Source organism: Usitatibacter rugosus (assembly GCF_013003965.1).
Classification (GTDB): Bacteria; Pseudomonadota; Gammaproteobacteria; order Burkholderiales; family Usitatibacteraceae; genus Usitatibacter; species Usitatibacter rugosus.
This window is the reverse complement of the sequence record NZ_CP053069.1, coordinates 1737871-1751391: the sequence shown is the minus strand read 5'-3', so window position 1 is coordinate 1751391 and position 13521 is coordinate 1737871. Positions and strand designations below refer to the sequence as shown.

Genomic DNA, 13521 nt, shown 5'->3' with positions numbered 1-13521 from the left:
CTGGGGGATTCCTACCCAACAGCGTGACCCATTCTGAACCGCATTGGGGACGTCATGCAACCGCAATATGCACGCCGCGAAAGACTAGCCAAAGGGGTGGCGTGGGAGTATGGTTTTCGAAGGATCTTCGGAGGATCAAAGCTATGGCGACGATGACAATGGAGAACAATACCGAAGAGATCAAACGCCGCATCAGCGAGCTGAACCTGGAGCACCGGGACCTGGACAGAGCGATCGAGGCCCTCGAGTTGAACCCCCTCCACGACGAGCTGCAGCTGAAGCGCCTGAAGAAGCGAAAGCTGATGTTGAAGGACCAGATCTTCATGTTGCAACGCCAGCTGGTCCCCGACATCCCCGCCTAGCAGTACCCTCCCAAGCCGTAACAATTCGTCGCAGCGTGGCGATCGGGCCCGTTTTTCCCCGATAATTGCAGATTGTTCCTGCCCTGCCGCCCTCGAAGAATGAATAAAGCAGTCACCACCGGAGCCCTGGTCGCCGTCATCGCCGTCGTTGGCGGCCTCGCCTATTGGGCCGGCACGCGCAGCGGGTCCGCTCCCGTCGCGGCCGCCCCCGCGAAATCACCCGCCGGATCGCCGCCTCCCGGCATCGCCGTCGAAGCTTCTCGCGTCGTCTCGCTGAGCCTGCCGCAAGCCCTCACCGCCGTGGGCAGCCTGCGCTCCGACGAGACCGTCATCGTCCGTCCGGAGATCGCGGGCCGCGTCGCGACGATCCACTTCCGCGAGGGCGAGCGCACCGCGAAGGGCGACGTGCTGGTGAAGCTCGACGATTCGGTGCAGCGAGCGGACTCCGACCGCGCCCGCGCCAACCTCACGCTCTCCAAGAGCAAGTTCGAGCGCGCCGAGGACCTTCGCACCAAGGGCTTCATCTCGAGCCAGGCGAAGGACGAAGCCGAAAACAACTTCCGCGTCGCGCAGTCGGATGCCGAGCTCACCGAGGCGAAGCTGCAGAAGATGACGATCAAGGCGCCCTTCTCCGGCACCGTCGGCTTGCGCATGGTGAGCGTGGGCGACTACGTGAAGGAAGGCCAGGACATCGTGAACCTCGAGGCGCTCGATCCGCTGAAGGTCGACTTCCGCGTGCCCGAGATCTTCCACACGCAGGTGAAGGACCGCCAGTCGCTGCAGATCACGCTCGACGCCCTGCCCGACAAGGCCTATGACGGCCAGGTCTTCGCGATCAACCCGCTGATCGACGCCAACGGCCGCTCCATCGTGATCCGCGCGCAAGTCCCCAACAAGGACGGGCGCCTGCGCCCGGGCATGTTCGCGCGCGTGCGGCTCTTCACGAGCGAATCGAAGCCCACGATCGTGGTGCCCGAGGAGTCGCTCTTCCCCATCGGCGACGAGAAGTTCGTCTACAAGGTCGTCGATTCGAAAGCCTTGCGCCAGAAGGTCACGATCGGCGCGCGCCGCGAGGGCCGCGTCGAGATCGTCGAAGGGCTCACGCCGGAGGACGTCGTGGTGACGGCCGGCGGAATGAAGCTGCGCGAAGGGGTCGCCGTGCGCGTCGCCAACACGCCCGCCCCGGCCACGCCCGTCGGCCGCAACGAAACGCCGCCGCCCAACAAGTCATGACGCTGCCCGAGATCTGCATCAAGCGCCCCGTCTTCGCGACGGTGCTCTCGATCGTCGTCCTGCTGATCGGCTTCATCTCGTACTCGCGCCTCTCGGTGCGCGAATACCCGCGCATCGACGAACCGGTCGTCACGGTCGAGACGCGCTACCTCGGAGCGAGCGCGGAGGTGGTCGAGTCGCAGATCACCAAGGTGCTGGAGGATTCGCTCGCCGGCATCGAGGGCGTGGACGTGATGACGTCGGTCTCGCGTTCCGAGACCTCGCAGATCACCGCGCGCTTCAAGCTCTCGCGCGATCCCGATTCGGCCGCCGCCGACGTGCGCGACAAGGTCGCCCGCGTGCGCGCGCGCCTGCCCGAGGCGATCGACGAACCGGTCATCGCAAAGGTCGAAGCCGATTCCTTCCCGATCATGTGGCTCGCGATCTCCACGCCCAGCAAGTCGGCGATCGAGGTCTCGGACTACGCCAACCGCTACATCAAGCCGCGCCTGTCTACGCTGCCCGGCGCGGCGGACGTGCGCATCTTCGGCGAGCGCAAGGTCTCGATGCGCATCTGGCTCGATCCCGCCAAGCTGGCCGCATATCGCCTCACGCCCGCGGACGTGGAAGATGCGCTCCGCCGCCAGAACGTCGAGATCCCCGCCGGCCGCATCGAAAGCGACAAGCGCGAGTTCTCCGTGCTCTCGCAGACCGACCTGCAGACCCCCGACCAATTCGACGCGATCGTGATCCGCGATGTCGCCGGGTATCCGGTGCGCATCCGCGACATCGGCCGCGCGCAGATCGCCCCCGTGGACGAGCGCGTGGTCGCCCGCTTCATGGGCAACTCGGCCGTGACCATGGGCGTCATCAAGCAGGCGGTGGCCAACCCGCTCGACCTCTCCAAGGCGGTGAGGAAGGAGATCGACGAGATCAACAAGAGCCTCGTCGACATGAAGATCGAGGTGGTCTACGACTCGTCGCTCTTCATCGAGCAGTCGATCCGGGCGGTCTTCCAGACCATCGTGGAGGCGGTCGTGCTGGTGGCGATCGTGATCTTCCTGTTTCTGCGGAATTTCCGCGCCACGCTGATCCCGCTGGTGACGATCCCCGTGTCGCTCGTCGGCGCTTTCACGTTCATGTACCTCTTCGGCTTCAGCGTGAACACGCTGACGCTCCTCGCGATGGTGCTCGCCATCGGCCTCGTGGTGGACGACGCGATCGTGGTGCTGGAGAACATCTACCGCCACCTCGAGGAAGGCATGTCGCGCCTCGACGCCGCGCTGCTGGGCGCCCGCGAGATCGCGTTCGCGGTGATCGCGATGACGATCACGCTCGCCGCCGTGTTCGCGCCGCTCGCGTTCCAGACGGGGCGCACCGGACGGCTCTTCATCGAGTTCGCGCTCGCGCTCGCCGGAGCCGTGCTGGTGTCGGGCTTCGTCGCCCTCACGCTCTCGCCGATGATGTGCTCGAAGCTCCTCAAGCACGAGACCAAGCACGGCCGCTTCTACAACATGACCGAGCGCTGGTTCCGTAACCTCATCGAGGGCTACAAGCGCCTGCTGGACCGCGCCCTGCACCATCGCGCCTACGTGCTCGGGGCGGCGCTCTTCGTGGGCTGCCTCAGCGTCGTTCTCGCCCTCACGCTCCGAAGCGAGCTGTCACCGATCGAGGATCGCGGCGCAGTGTTTGGATTCGTCTCCGCCCCGGAAGGCGCCACGGTGCGCTTCACGGCCGAGAACCTGAAGAAGGTCGAGGACATCTACCGTACCGTTCCCGAGACGATCAAGTTCAACGCGCTGGCGGGCTTCCCCACGGTGGCCGACGGCATCGCGATCGCGCGCCTGGCACCGTGGAACGAACGCAAACGCTCGCAGCAGGACATCACCACCGCGTTGATGCCCGAGTTCCAGAAGATCCCCGGCGTGCGCGCCTTCCCCACCAACACGCCCTCGCTCGGCCAGTCGCCGCGCAGCCGACCGGTGGAGTTCGTCGTGATGTCGCAGGCGCCCTTCGAGGTGCTGCAGAAGTACGTGGACGCGATCATCCTCGAAGCCTCGAAGACGCCCGGCCTGCAGAACCTGGATTCCGACCTTCGCCTGGACAAGCCCGAGCTCAAGGTGAGCGTGAACCGCGAGAAGATCAGCGACGTGGGAGCCTCGGTGGATGCCGTGGGTCGCACGCTCGAGACGATGCTGGGCGGCCGGCAGGTCACGCGCTTCAAGAAGGACGGCGAGCAGTACGACGTGATCGTGCAGGTCGCGGACGCCGACCGCCGTTCCCCCACCGGCATCTCGGACATCTACGTGCGCGGCAAGAACAACGAGATGATCCAGCTCTCCAACCTCGTCATCGTGCGCGAGGGCGTGGCGCCGAAGAACCTGAACCACTTCAACCGCATCCGCTCGGCTACGATCACCGCGACGCTGGCACCGGGTTACCCGCTGGGCGATGCCTTGAACGCCATGCAAGAGGCCGCGAAGAAATCGATGCCGGTCACCGTGAACACGGACCTGAACGGCGTCTCGCGCGAATTCCGCGATTCCTCGACGGAGATCTACTTTGTCTTCCTGCTGGCGCTCGCCTTCATCTTCCTCGTGCTGGCCGCGCAGTTCGAGAGCTTCATCGACCCGTTCATCATCATGCTCACGGTGCCGCTCGCGATGACGGGGGCCCTCCTGGCACTCTGGCTCGCCGGGGGCACGCTCAACATCTACAGCAAGATCGGGCTCGTGACTCTCGTGGGCCTCATCACCAAGCACGGCATCCTGATCGTGGAGTTCGCCAACCAGATCCAGTCCCAGGGCAAGAGCGTGATCGAGGCCGTCGAGGAAGCCGCCGTGCTGCGCCTGCGGCCCATCCTCATGACCACGGGCGCCATGGTGCTGGGCGCGGTGCCGCTCGCCTTCGCCACCGGCGCGGGCGCGGAATCTCGCCAGCAGATCGGCTGGGTGATCGTGGGCGGCATGCTGCTGGGCACCCTCCTCACCCTCTTCGTCGTGCCTACGGCCTACACGCTGCTTGCGCGCAAGCACAAGACATTCGACGAACGCCTGGCCGAGGACCGTGCGGGCAACACCTCCGCCCACGCGCCCGCCGACTGAAATCGGGGTCAGCTACTTTTTCTTCGACCTCTGTCGCCTGCACAAAGAAAAAGGGCCGCTTTCGCGGCCCTTCGTCCTCCATGGGGTTGGGGGACTCTTACCCTTTTCGGGCTTCGAATTTGCGGTAGTACTCCATGACCTTCGGCACGTAGGCCGTGGTCTCTGCATAGGGGGGAATGCGGTTTCCGTTGCGGATCACGGCGTTCTCGCCTGCGTTGTAGCCGGCAATCGCCAGTTCCTTGTTCCCGTTGAAGAGCGTCAGGAGGAACTTGAGGTACTTCACGCCGCCCTGGATGTTCTCGGCGGGGTCCATCGAATTGCTGACGCCGTAGCGCTTGGCGGTGCCCGGCATGAGCTGCATGATCCCCTGCGCCCCGGCCTTGGAAACGGCCTTCGGGTTGTAGGCGGATTCGGCCGTAATGACTGCGTGGACCAAGGAGTCCTCCACGCCGTGGGTACGGCTGGCGACGTCGACGATGGTCTTGTACCGGGCGATCTCCGCCTCGGAGGGCATGTAGGTGTTCGTGGCAGTCCACGTAGCCCGGGGGCCTTCCTTCCACGCCAGCTTGTAGCGCCGATCGAGGGCGGGGAGGTTGGTGTAGTGCTTTATCCCCTTATCGTCGGTGAACGTGTAGATATCCGCACGGGCGACCGCCGGGGCGAAAAGGGCGCTTGTCAGAATAGCGCCCGCCAGGATGTAGGAGATGTCCTTCATGTGTGGGGGCATTATAGCAACCCGCCGGGGGCTGGCAAGCTAGCCCCCTGTTTTAATTGTATTTTTGTAGGAATTGACCTACTGGGCCCGCGACGACATCCGGCGCATTTCCAGGGGCCCGATCGCCGAGCCCCAGACGACCTTGCCCGCGGCGTCGTAGCCCCGGTCCCAGATCCGCAGGGTGGCCGAGGACAGGGACAGGGAGGAGACCTCGTAGGCACCCTCCGGAACGTGTGCCCGGCAGGCCTTGCCGATCGTGCCCCCGGCAAAGACGATCGTGCTCTGGTCGGCGACCGTCATGCGGCAGTTCGGGATCTCGCGCAGGGATTTCGGATCGAGAAAGGCAAAGGCCGATTTCGGGTCCTGCCAGGCGCCGAAGTAGCGCGACCCATCTCCCGGCAGGGTGTATTCGGCCAGCAGGACGCCGTCTCCGGTATCGCCCACGCGGAAGAGGCGCTGCAGGTACGGGCCACCCTCCTGGCCCCGGATCGAATACTCCTGGTACAGCCAGGTCTCGCCAGCCCGCTCGGTCCAGACGGGGACCACTCGCAGGGTCACGCGCGACGAGTCTCCGCCGCCCGCGGTAGTGACCTGTGGAATCGATTCGAAGGTGCCCAGCAGGTAGCTCACGAAGAGCTCCCTCGAGCGCTGGTCACCGCGGGTCGGGAAGGGATCGGACGCCGTGGCAGTCGTGGCGGTCGTGCCCGGCGGAGTAGCCGTCGCACACGCGGCAAGGATCAGGGCCGCGGCAAAGCTCAAGGCTCGACTCATGCGTCGCTCCAAAGAAAAAGCCCGCTTGTCAGCGGGCTGAATTGGCGTCCCCACGGGGATTCGAACCCCGGTTATCGCCGTGAAAGGGCGGTGTCCTAGGCCTCTAGACGATGGGGACATGAAAACCGGAAGCTTTCGCTTCCGGTTCCTTGTCATTTTGTTGGTGGAGGTAAACGGGATCGAACCGATGACCTCTTGCATGCCATGCAAGCGCTCTCCCAGCTGAGCTATACCCCCAAACAAGCCGAAGATTATAGAGGAAACTCGCCTCCGAGTCGAATCACGCGACCGCCTTCTGGAGGCGGGCGATGACCACTTCCTTGTGCAGCGCGCCCGCGATCGCGTCGATGGCGGGGGTCTGCGTGACGCCGGTGAGGGCCGCGCGGAACGGCATCATCACCTGGGGCATCTTCACCTTGAGGGCGCCCACCGTCTCCTTCAGCGCGGCGCCGATCGCGGGCGCCGTCCACTCCGGAAGCGCGCTCAACCGGGTAAGGACCTCCTTCAACACGCCCTTCCCGGCCTCACCAAGATGCTCGGCCGCCGCCGCATCGGGGTGCGCAGGCTCGGCCATCGCCATCAGGAAGCGCTCCTGGTCGGTGACGAGCTGGAATTTCGCCCGCCCCGCGGCCGTCATCTTCACCGGATCCATCACCGACGCGACGAACTTGTAGACCTCGGGCTTCGCGCGCTCCAGATTCGCGGCGAGCTCCGCATCCGGCACGCGCTTCAGGTACTCGCCGTTCATCCACGTGAGCTTTTCCGGATCCCAGCGCGCGGGCGAGCGGCTCACGTGCGCGAAGTCGAACCACTCCACGAGCTGCTCGCGCGAGAAGACCTCGTCGTCGCCGTGCGACCAGCCGAGGCGCGCGAGGTAGTTCACCATCGCATCACCGAGGAAGCCATCGTCGCGGTACTGCATGACGTTCACGGCGCCGTGCCGCTTCGACAGGCGCTGGCCGTCGGAGCCCAGGATCATCGGCACGTGGCCGAACTTCGGGATGTCGGCACCCATCGCGCGGTAGACATTGATCTGGCGCGGCGTGTTGTTCACGTGGTCGTCGCCGCGGATCACGTGGGTCATCGCCATGTCGACGTCGTCGATCACCACGCCGAAGTTGTACGTCGGCACCCCGTCGGCGCGGATCAACACGAGATCATCCAGCTCGTCGTTGGAGATCGAGATGGGGCCCTTCACGACGTCGTCCCACGTGACGTCGCCAGAGATCGGGTTCTTCAGGCGCAGCACGCCGGGGCGGCCCGCGGGCGGCGTTTCCTTCGATTCTCTCCAGCGGCGGTCGTAGCGCGGCTTCTCGCCGCGTGCCGACTGAGCCTCGCGCATCGCGTCCAGCTCTTCCTTGGTCTCGTACGCGTAGTACGCCTTGCCGTCGCGCAGCAACTGCTCCGCGATCTCGCGATACCGCGACAGGCGCTGCATCTGGTAGAAGGGGCCCTCGTCGTAGTCGAGGCCGAGCCATTCCATCGCATCGAAGATCGCCTGAACGGACGCCTGCGTGGAGCGCTCGAGGTCCGTGTCCTCGATGCGCAGCAGGAAGACGCCGCCGTGGCGGCGCGCGTACGCCCAGTTGTAGAGCGCGGTCCGGGCGCCGCCGAGATGCAGGTAGCCGGTGGGACTGGGTGCGAAGCGGGTCCGGACCGTCATCCTTACCGGCGCACGCCGCCGAAGCGGCCGTTGAAGCGGCAGGTGCTCACGCCGGAATCGAGACGGGCGGTGAGGCCTTCGGGCGAGACCAACAGCTCGGTCGCGTTGAACGTCTGCTGGACGCCGGGCTGGTTGCTGCACTGGCCCGTGCCGGTGAGCGTGCCGTAGCGGCCGGTCTGCACGTACGAGCCCTGGTACGTGCACGTGTAATTGCTGCCGAATTCGAAGATCGTCGCTGCGCCGCTTTCGGTCTGCGTGACCGTGTAGCTGGCGTTGGACTCGAAAGGCCCGTTGCCCGAGCCGCATCCGGAGAACGCGCCGACCGTGGCGCCGACGTATTGGCCCGCGATGTTCTCCGTGCGAAAGGAAAGGCGCGAGAGCGTCTTGTTCACCACGACGCCGTTCACCGAGTAGGTGAGCGTCGCGGAGTTCACGCCCGTGCCGGTGAAGACCATCGTGCCGACCTGGGTAGCAACGGTGTTGGCCTGGTTGAAGGGACCCCCGAAGTACGAACCGGTTATCCGGAAGAGCTCGCCGCTGAAGATTCCGCCGCCCTGGTGGACCAGGTTCGACCCGACATACCAGATCGGCGCGGAATCCTGCCCCTGCACATAGAGCGTCGCGAAAATGATGCTGCCCTGCTGGACCACGCCCAGGCCCCAGCCCGATTCGTTCGTGGTGTTCCAGGCATCGCTGTAGTCACGGGTGACGGTGGTGGCGGAAGCCGAGGTAGCGGCGACGGCCAGGACCGCCGCGGCGAAGATACGCTTGATCATCGGTAGTCTCCTGAAAGTTGGCGCCTCGAACGGGGCGCTCTGCCAGCCGGAATTCTACCGCAGGCGCGCGTTGACCCGACCCTCCCACGCATGAGAAAATCACAATCCTTTCAAGGGTCGTTAGCTCAGCGGTAGAGCACTGCCTTCACACGGCAGGGGCCACTGGTTCGATCCCAGTACGACCCACCAAAATCCTTGTTCCCCAGCGTGTGGCGCCCGGCGTTTCCTAGCCGCGCTGGCGTTCGCGAAACGCGGCGACCTTCGCGCGGTTGCCGCAGGCCGAAGCGCTGCAGAACACGCGGCGATGGGCCTTGGTCCGGTCCAGGAACCACAGCGTGCATTCGGCCCCCGCGCATCGCTTGAGTAACGCAGGTTCCTCCTGCGCAACCAGTTTCGCGATCTCCAGCGCAACGAGTCCCAACAGGTCGCCAGGCTCGCCGATGGTCATGCGCTCGACGAGACGCGGGCCGTCCTTCGTGACGGACAGCTCCCGGAAGCTCGACGCGCGCCCAAGCAGCTCATTCAAGCGCCGCAGCTCGGCTTCGTAGCTGGCGCGCGGCGACTCGCGCCAGCGACCCAACCAATCCCCCGCCCATCGCCGCAGCTTGCGAGCCTCGGCCGCCGTTCCATCCAGCGCTGCAACGCCGAACCGGCGCCGCAGCCGTGCGGCCTCCTCGCCATCGAGGAGCTGTGCCTTGACCAGCCACGCGACGAACGAAGCGCCGTCACCGATGAGCTCGATCGCCTCCCCGCGCGGGGTCAGCGTGGTGTTGAGGAAGTCGGCGGCGACGTGGCTGCCGATGAAGAGGGGTTCCATGGCAAGCATGGTAACCATTCAACAACGGGTTGACAAGTTACCGCCAGGGCCATAACCTGTATTTTCCATTTTCATTGGTTACACGGAGAACAGCCATGCCGCGCTTCCTGCCCGCCGCAACCCTCGCCTCGATGCTTGTCGCCTTCAGTCCCACCCTTTCGGCCGCGCCTGCCGATGCACGGGCCGCCTCATCCGCCCTGCGTCCCGATTTCGCCGTCACTCGCCATCGCACGGCCAAGGTGGACGGCGTCGATATCTTTTATCGCGAGGCGGGCCCACCGGGTGCGCCGGTCGTCGTCCTGCTCCACGGATTCCCGACTTCATCGCGCATGTACCGGAACCTCATCCCTGCCCTTTCGGATCGCTATCACGTGATCGCGCCCGACTACCCGGGCTTTGGCCAGAGCGCCACGCCGGATCGGAAGGAGTTCGCGTACACCTTCGCGCGCTACGCCGACCTCGTTGACGGGCTCCTTCAGCAGCTCGGAGCGAAGCGCTACGCGCTGTATGTCCAGGACTACGGCGCGCCCGTGGGATATCGCCTCGCCCTGAAGCATCCGGAAGCCGTGACGGCGCTCGTCGTGCAAAACGGCAATGCGTACGAGGAAGGTCTGCGCGACTTCTGGAAACCGCTGAAGGCGTACTGGGCGGAGGGAACGCCGGAGCGGCGCGAGCCGTTGCGCGCGGGCCTCACGCTCGCGGCGACGCGGGGACAGTACGTGGATGGCGTTCGCGATCCCTCGCGTGTCGACCCGGACAACTGGGTGCACGACCAGGCGCTCCTGGATCGGCCCGGCGTCGACGAGATCATGCTCGACCTCTTCAAGGACTACGGGACGAACGTGGCGCTCTATCCGCGCTTCCAGGCCTTCTTCCGCGAGCGCCGGCCGCCGACGCTGATCGTGTGGGGCAAGAACGACGCCATCTTCCCGGCGGAAGGCGCCCGGCCCTACCTGCGCGACATTCCGGATGCCGAGCTCCACCTGCTCGACACGGGCCACTTCGCGCTGGAGGACCAGGGCGATCGCATCGCGGCGTTGATGCGCAGCTTCCTGGACCGCAAGCTGCCCCAGCGTTGACGCCCGTCTAGGCGCTCGCGTTCACCGACTTCGGATAGGTCGGTGCGCGGCGCCGGCGCGTTGCCTGCTCGTAGGCAAACGCGATCGCGATCAGCTTCGGCTCGCTCCACGCGCGGCCCACGAACGAGATTCCGCAAGGCAGGCCCTGGACGAAGCCCGCAGGCACCGTAATGTGCGGATAGCCCGCCACCGCTGCGGGCGACGTGAAGCCGCCACCGCTGTTGTCGCCCCGAATGAAGTCGGTGATCCACGCCGGGGCACCCGTGGGCGCCACGAGCGCATCGAGCTTGTTCTCGTCCATCACCTTGTCGATGCCCTCGGTGCGCGAGTAGCGATGGTTGTTCGCGAGCGCGTCGACGTATTCCTTCGAGTCGAGCCCGCCCTTCGCCGCGGACTTGATGAAGTGCTCCTGTCCGAAGTACTTCAGCTCGCGGTCGGCGTTCTTCACGTTGAAGTCGATCAAGTCCTGCAGCGACTTGAACGGCGAGCTCGGCGCGAAGTGCTTGAGGTACTGCGCCATGTCGTCCTTCATCTCGTAGTACAGGACCTCGAGCTCGGTCGCGCCGAACTTGCCGTTGTTGGGCATTTCCACGTCGACGAGCACGGCACCGTTGGCCTCCAGCTCCTTCAGCTGCGATTCGATGACGGTCGAGGCGAGATCGTTGCGGCCGCCGAACTGCGCGCGAACCACGCCAAGACGCGCGCCCTGCAAACCGCCACGGTCGAGGAAGCGGGTGAAGTCCACGGCATGCGATGCGCCGGCCGACGTGATGTCGTCCAGCGGATCGGGCCCGGCGAGCGCGGTGAGAAGCGCCGCGGCGTCCGCGACCGTGCGCGTCATCGGCCCAGCGGTGTCCTGCGAATGCGCGATCGGGACGATGCCCGTGCGGCTCACGAGCCCGAGCGTGGGCTTGATGCCGACCAACCCGTTCGCGTTGCACGGTGAAGTGATGGATCCATCCGTCTCGGTTCCGACGGCCACCGTGGCCAGGCTCGCAGCCATCGAAGCGCCGGATCCTGAGGAGGACCCGCTCGTGTTGCGGTCGAGCGCATAGGGATTGCGCGTGAGCCCGCCACGCCCGCTCCAGCCCGAGGTCGATCGCGTGGAGCGGAAATTGGCCCACTCCGAAAGGTTTGTCTTGCCGAGGATGACCGCGCCCGCATTGCGCAGCTTGTCGACGATGAACGCGTCGTGCGGCGGCTTCACGCCGACCAGAGCCAGCGAACCCGCCGTCGTCTGCATCTTGTCGCCGGTCGCGATGTTGTCCTTGATCAGCACCGGAATGCCGTGCATCGGACCTCGCGAGCCCTTCTCTCGCCGCTCCTTGTCGAGTGCAGCAGCGATGGCGAGCGCATCGGGATTCAGCTCGATCACGGAGTTGATGCGCGGGCCCGAGGTGTCGATCAGCTTGATGCGGGCGACATAGGCTCGCACCAGCGCCTGCGAAGTGATGTGGCCCGAGGCCATTGCCGACTGGAGTTCGGCGACGCTCTTCTCGGCGACGTCGAACGCCGCTCCCTTGCCGTCGGTGGCAGCCATGGTCAAGCCTCCTGGAATCGCGCCCGCACCGAGGACGCCTGCAAGCTGGATGAAATCGCGTCGCTTCATGGGCAATCGTTGGCAGGATTTCGTGCCCCGGTGGGCGTTGCGGGCACGACACAAAGGCCGGGAGTGATGTCCGCGGTACAGGCCTGGAGCGCGCCCAGGAGGATCGTCGAGGCGCCCCCGCCGGTGGTCGTCGAGATCGGTGCCACGTCCACGCGGTCGAAGGTCGCACCGGGATCCAGGGCGTAGTTCGCCTGCACGTGACCGCTGATGCACTGGTCCTTGATGATCGTCGCGAACAGCGACCCGCCCGAATAGAACGTAAAACGCACGCGTTCCGAATTGGACGCCGACAGCCGCGACAAGTCCGTGATCATGATGCCGAGCGAGCGAGGTTGGCCGGGTGGATCGAAGGTGATCCTCAGCGATTCATTGGCGGAGCTGGAGAGCGTGGTCGCCGACGATGTCGTGCCACCCGTGAGGATCGTCCCGATGCCTTCCCCCGTTGCCAGCACACCCGAGGAGAGATTACGCCCCGAAATGCCAGCCGTGATCGTGAAGGCGCCGAAGTCGATCGCGTTCGTTCCCAAGTTGTTCGACCCCGGGAGGCCGGGCAATGCATCGAGTACGGCCCGCGTGAACGATTGGGACGCCAACGTGCCCGGGGACGCGCCCCATTTGCGCGCGATCAGGCGTGTGTCGTTCACGAGATCGTTCTGGAGCTTGTACACAACGACGTCATCGAAATGCGTGGAGTCGGCAGGAGGCACGCCTGCTGCCGAATGCGAAGCGACGAAGTAAGGCGCGGTTCCCGTTGCGTTGGAGGACTCCTGCCCCCCTCCTGTTGGCACGGTCATGCGGCCGCCTTGTGGCAGGTACGCCCCAAATCCGGTCGCACCGTGGCTGATGAGCGCGAACGCGACACCGGTTCGGACCGTGCCTTGGTCGTTGACCGGGAAGCCCTTGCCAGCCGTGAAGTCCCCGGCCGTATTCGTGTGTCCGGTATTGCAGAGTCCGCCCGCAGCCAAGGCACCCATCGAAACGGCAATGTCCGCATTGCAATCGGTCGCGGTGAACCCGTTCACCTGCGTGTAGCCGGTGATACCCGAATACACGCGATAGGAAATCTTGCGGCCCCAGCCATCGAGCGCATCTTCCTGCGCGAGGCCGAGCGTCCTCCAGGGTACGACGCCGGCACTGTCGGTGCAGGCCGCGGCGGCACCCGTGGGCGCGGCATCACCGGTGTCGACCGTGCCCTGCGCGCTGCAAGGAAGGCGGCGGTTCTCGACGGCGAAGCGCACCAATGCCTCGGAGACCTTCTGCAGTTTCTTGCGGGTGTCGACCTCGCTGCCTGCCGTCGACTCGGTTCCCGAAATGCCCCGCACGATCAGGAATGCAACGCCCAGCAGTGCAAGCGCCACGAGGATCGCGGCACCGGAGACTCCCGATTGTCGCGCTCGGTGGGCCGGGCGGCTC

11 protein-coding genes and 3 tRNA genes are annotated in these 13521 nt (G+C 65.6%); 5 read left to right on the top strand and 9 right to left on the bottom strand.

Going from position 1 to position 13521, the window contains the following annotated elements:
* Positions 1-143: 143 nt before the first annotated feature.
* From DSM104443_RS08645 to DSM104443_RS08635, 3 genes are all read left to right on the top strand, one after another.
* A complete protein-coding gene (locus DSM104443_RS08645) occupies positions 144-362 on the top strand; it encodes a YdcH family protein (RefSeq protein ID WP_246232706.1) in 219 nt (72 codons plus the stop codon).
* A 99-nt stretch (positions 363-461) separates the two neighbouring features.
* Positions 462-1595, top strand: coding sequence for an efflux RND transporter periplasmic adaptor subunit (locus tag DSM104443_RS08640; RefSeq protein ID WP_171091305.1), 1134 nt, complete (start codon positions 462-464; stop codon positions 1593-1595).
* Positions 1592-4678: an efflux RND transporter permease subunit gene (locus DSM104443_RS08635; protein WP_171091303.1), complete on the top strand. Its 3087-nt coding sequence runs from the start codon at positions 1592-1594 to the stop codon at positions 4676-4678. The genes DSM104443_RS08640 and DSM104443_RS08635 overlap by 4 nt, the downstream gene beginning before the upstream one ends.
* A gap of 97 nt (positions 4679-4775) precedes the next feature.
* On the opposite strand, the gene DSM104443_RS08630 is transcribed toward DSM104443_RS08635, so the two are convergent.
* The 6 genes from DSM104443_RS08630 to DSM104443_RS08605 form a co-directional block, all read right to left on the bottom strand.
* Positions 4776-5393: a lytic transglycosylase domain-containing protein gene (locus tag DSM104443_RS08630; protein WP_171091301.1), complete on the bottom strand. Its 618-nt coding sequence runs from the start codon at positions 5391-5393 to the stop codon at positions 4776-4778.
* A 78-nt stretch (positions 5394-5471) separates the two neighbouring features.
* On the bottom strand, positions 5472-6164 hold the full coding sequence (locus DSM104443_RS08625; RefSeq protein WP_171091299.1) for a chromophore lyase CpcT/CpeT: 693 nt from the start codon (positions 6162-6164) through the stop codon (positions 5472-5474).
* Between the two features lie 42 nt (positions 6165-6206).
* Positions 6207-6282 (bottom strand) — tRNA-Glu (locus DSM104443_RS08620).
* Positions 6283-6325: 43 nt separating this feature from the next.
* Positions 6326-6401 (bottom strand) — tRNA-Ala (locus DSM104443_RS08615).
* Between the two features lie 43 nt (positions 6402-6444).
* Positions 6445-7827, bottom strand: coding sequence for a glutamate--tRNA ligase (gene gltX / locus DSM104443_RS08610; RefSeq protein ID WP_171091297.1), 1383 nt, complete (start codon positions 7825-7827; stop codon positions 6445-6447).
* 2 nt (positions 7828-7829) lie between these two features.
* The gene (locus DSM104443_RS08605; protein WP_171091295.1) at positions 7830-8603 is read right to left on the bottom strand and encodes a hypothetical protein; all 774 of its coding nucleotides are present in this window, start codon (positions 8601-8603) and stop codon (positions 7830-7832) included.
* Between the two features lie 114 nt (positions 8604-8717).
* Between DSM104443_RS08605 and DSM104443_RS08600 the strand changes: the two genes are divergently transcribed.
* Positions 8718-8792: transfer RNA gene (locus DSM104443_RS08600), tRNA-Val, on the top strand.
* Positions 8793-8829: 37 nt separating this feature from the next.
* Here the strand turns inward: DSM104443_RS08600 and DSM104443_RS08595 are convergent.
* Positions 8830-9420, bottom strand: a complete 591-nt coding sequence (locus DSM104443_RS08595) for a CGNR zinc finger domain-containing protein (RefSeq protein WP_171091293.1) — start codon at positions 9418-9420, stop codon at positions 8830-8832.
* A 95-nt stretch (positions 9421-9515) separates the two neighbouring features.
* On the opposite strand from DSM104443_RS08595, the gene DSM104443_RS08590 reads away from it, so the two are divergent.
* Complete coding sequence (locus DSM104443_RS08590) at positions 9516-10499, top strand: alpha/beta fold hydrolase (RefSeq protein ID WP_171091291.1); 984 nt, start codon at positions 9516-9518, stop codon at positions 10497-10499.
* A 7-nt stretch (positions 10500-10506) separates the two neighbouring features.
* Here the strand turns inward: DSM104443_RS08590 and DSM104443_RS08585 are convergent, their stop codons facing one another.
* Both DSM104443_RS08585 and DSM104443_RS08580 read right to left on the bottom strand, forming a co-directional pair.
* Positions 10507-12039 carry an amidase gene (locus tag DSM104443_RS08585; RefSeq protein WP_212757052.1) on the bottom strand — a complete coding sequence of 511 codons (1533 nt, stop codon included), beginning with the start codon at positions 12037-12039 and terminating at the stop codon, positions 10507-10509.
* A 65-nt stretch (positions 12040-12104) separates the two neighbouring features.
* On the bottom strand, positions 12105-13466 hold the full coding sequence (locus DSM104443_RS08580) for a hypothetical protein (RefSeq protein ID WP_171091287.1): 1362 nt from the start codon (positions 13464-13466) through the stop codon (positions 12105-12107).
* Positions 13467-13521 lie beyond the last annotated feature (55 nt).

What these genes read in the sequence shown, in the direction of transcription:
- DSM104443_RS08630 (WP_171091301.1), bottom strand. Translation starts at nt 5,393, where the DNA reads ATGAAGGACATCTCCTACATCCTGGCGGGCGCTATTCTGACAAGCGCC.
- DSM104443_RS08640 (WP_171091305.1), top strand. Translation starts at nt 462, where the DNA reads ATGAATAAAGCAGTCACCACCGGAGCCCTGGTCGCCGTCATCGCCGTC.
- DSM104443_RS08585 (WP_212757052.1), bottom strand. Translation starts at nt 12,039, where the DNA reads ATGGCTGCCACCGACGGCAAGGGAGCGGCGTTCGACGTCGCCGAGAAG.
- DSM104443_RS08635 (WP_171091303.1), top strand. Translation starts at nt 1,592, where the DNA reads ATGACGCTGCCCGAGATCTGCATCAAGCGCCCCGTCTTCGCGACGGTG.
- gltX (WP_171091297.1), bottom strand. Translation starts at nt 7,827, where the DNA reads ATGACGGTCCGGACCCGCTTCGCACCCAGTCCCACCGGCTACCTGCAT.
- DSM104443_RS08590 (WP_171091291.1), top strand. Translation starts at nt 9,516, where the DNA reads ATGCCGCGCTTCCTGCCCGCCGCAACCCTCGCCTCGATGCTTGTCGCC.
- DSM104443_RS08595 (WP_171091293.1), bottom strand. Translation starts at nt 9,420, where the DNA reads ATGGAACCCCTCTTCATCGGCAGCCACGTCGCCGCCGACTTCCTCAAC.
- DSM104443_RS08645 (WP_246232706.1), top strand. Translation starts at nt 144, where the DNA reads ATGGCGACGATGACAATGGAGAACAATACCGAAGAGATCAAACGCCGC.
- DSM104443_RS08605 (WP_171091295.1), bottom strand. Translation starts at nt 8,603, where the DNA reads ATGATCAAGCGTATCTTCGCCGCGGCGGTCCTGGCCGTCGCCGCTACC.
- DSM104443_RS08625 (WP_171091299.1), bottom strand. Translation starts at nt 6,164, where the DNA reads ATGAGTCGAGCCTTGAGCTTTGCCGCGGCCCTGATCCTTGCCGCGTGT.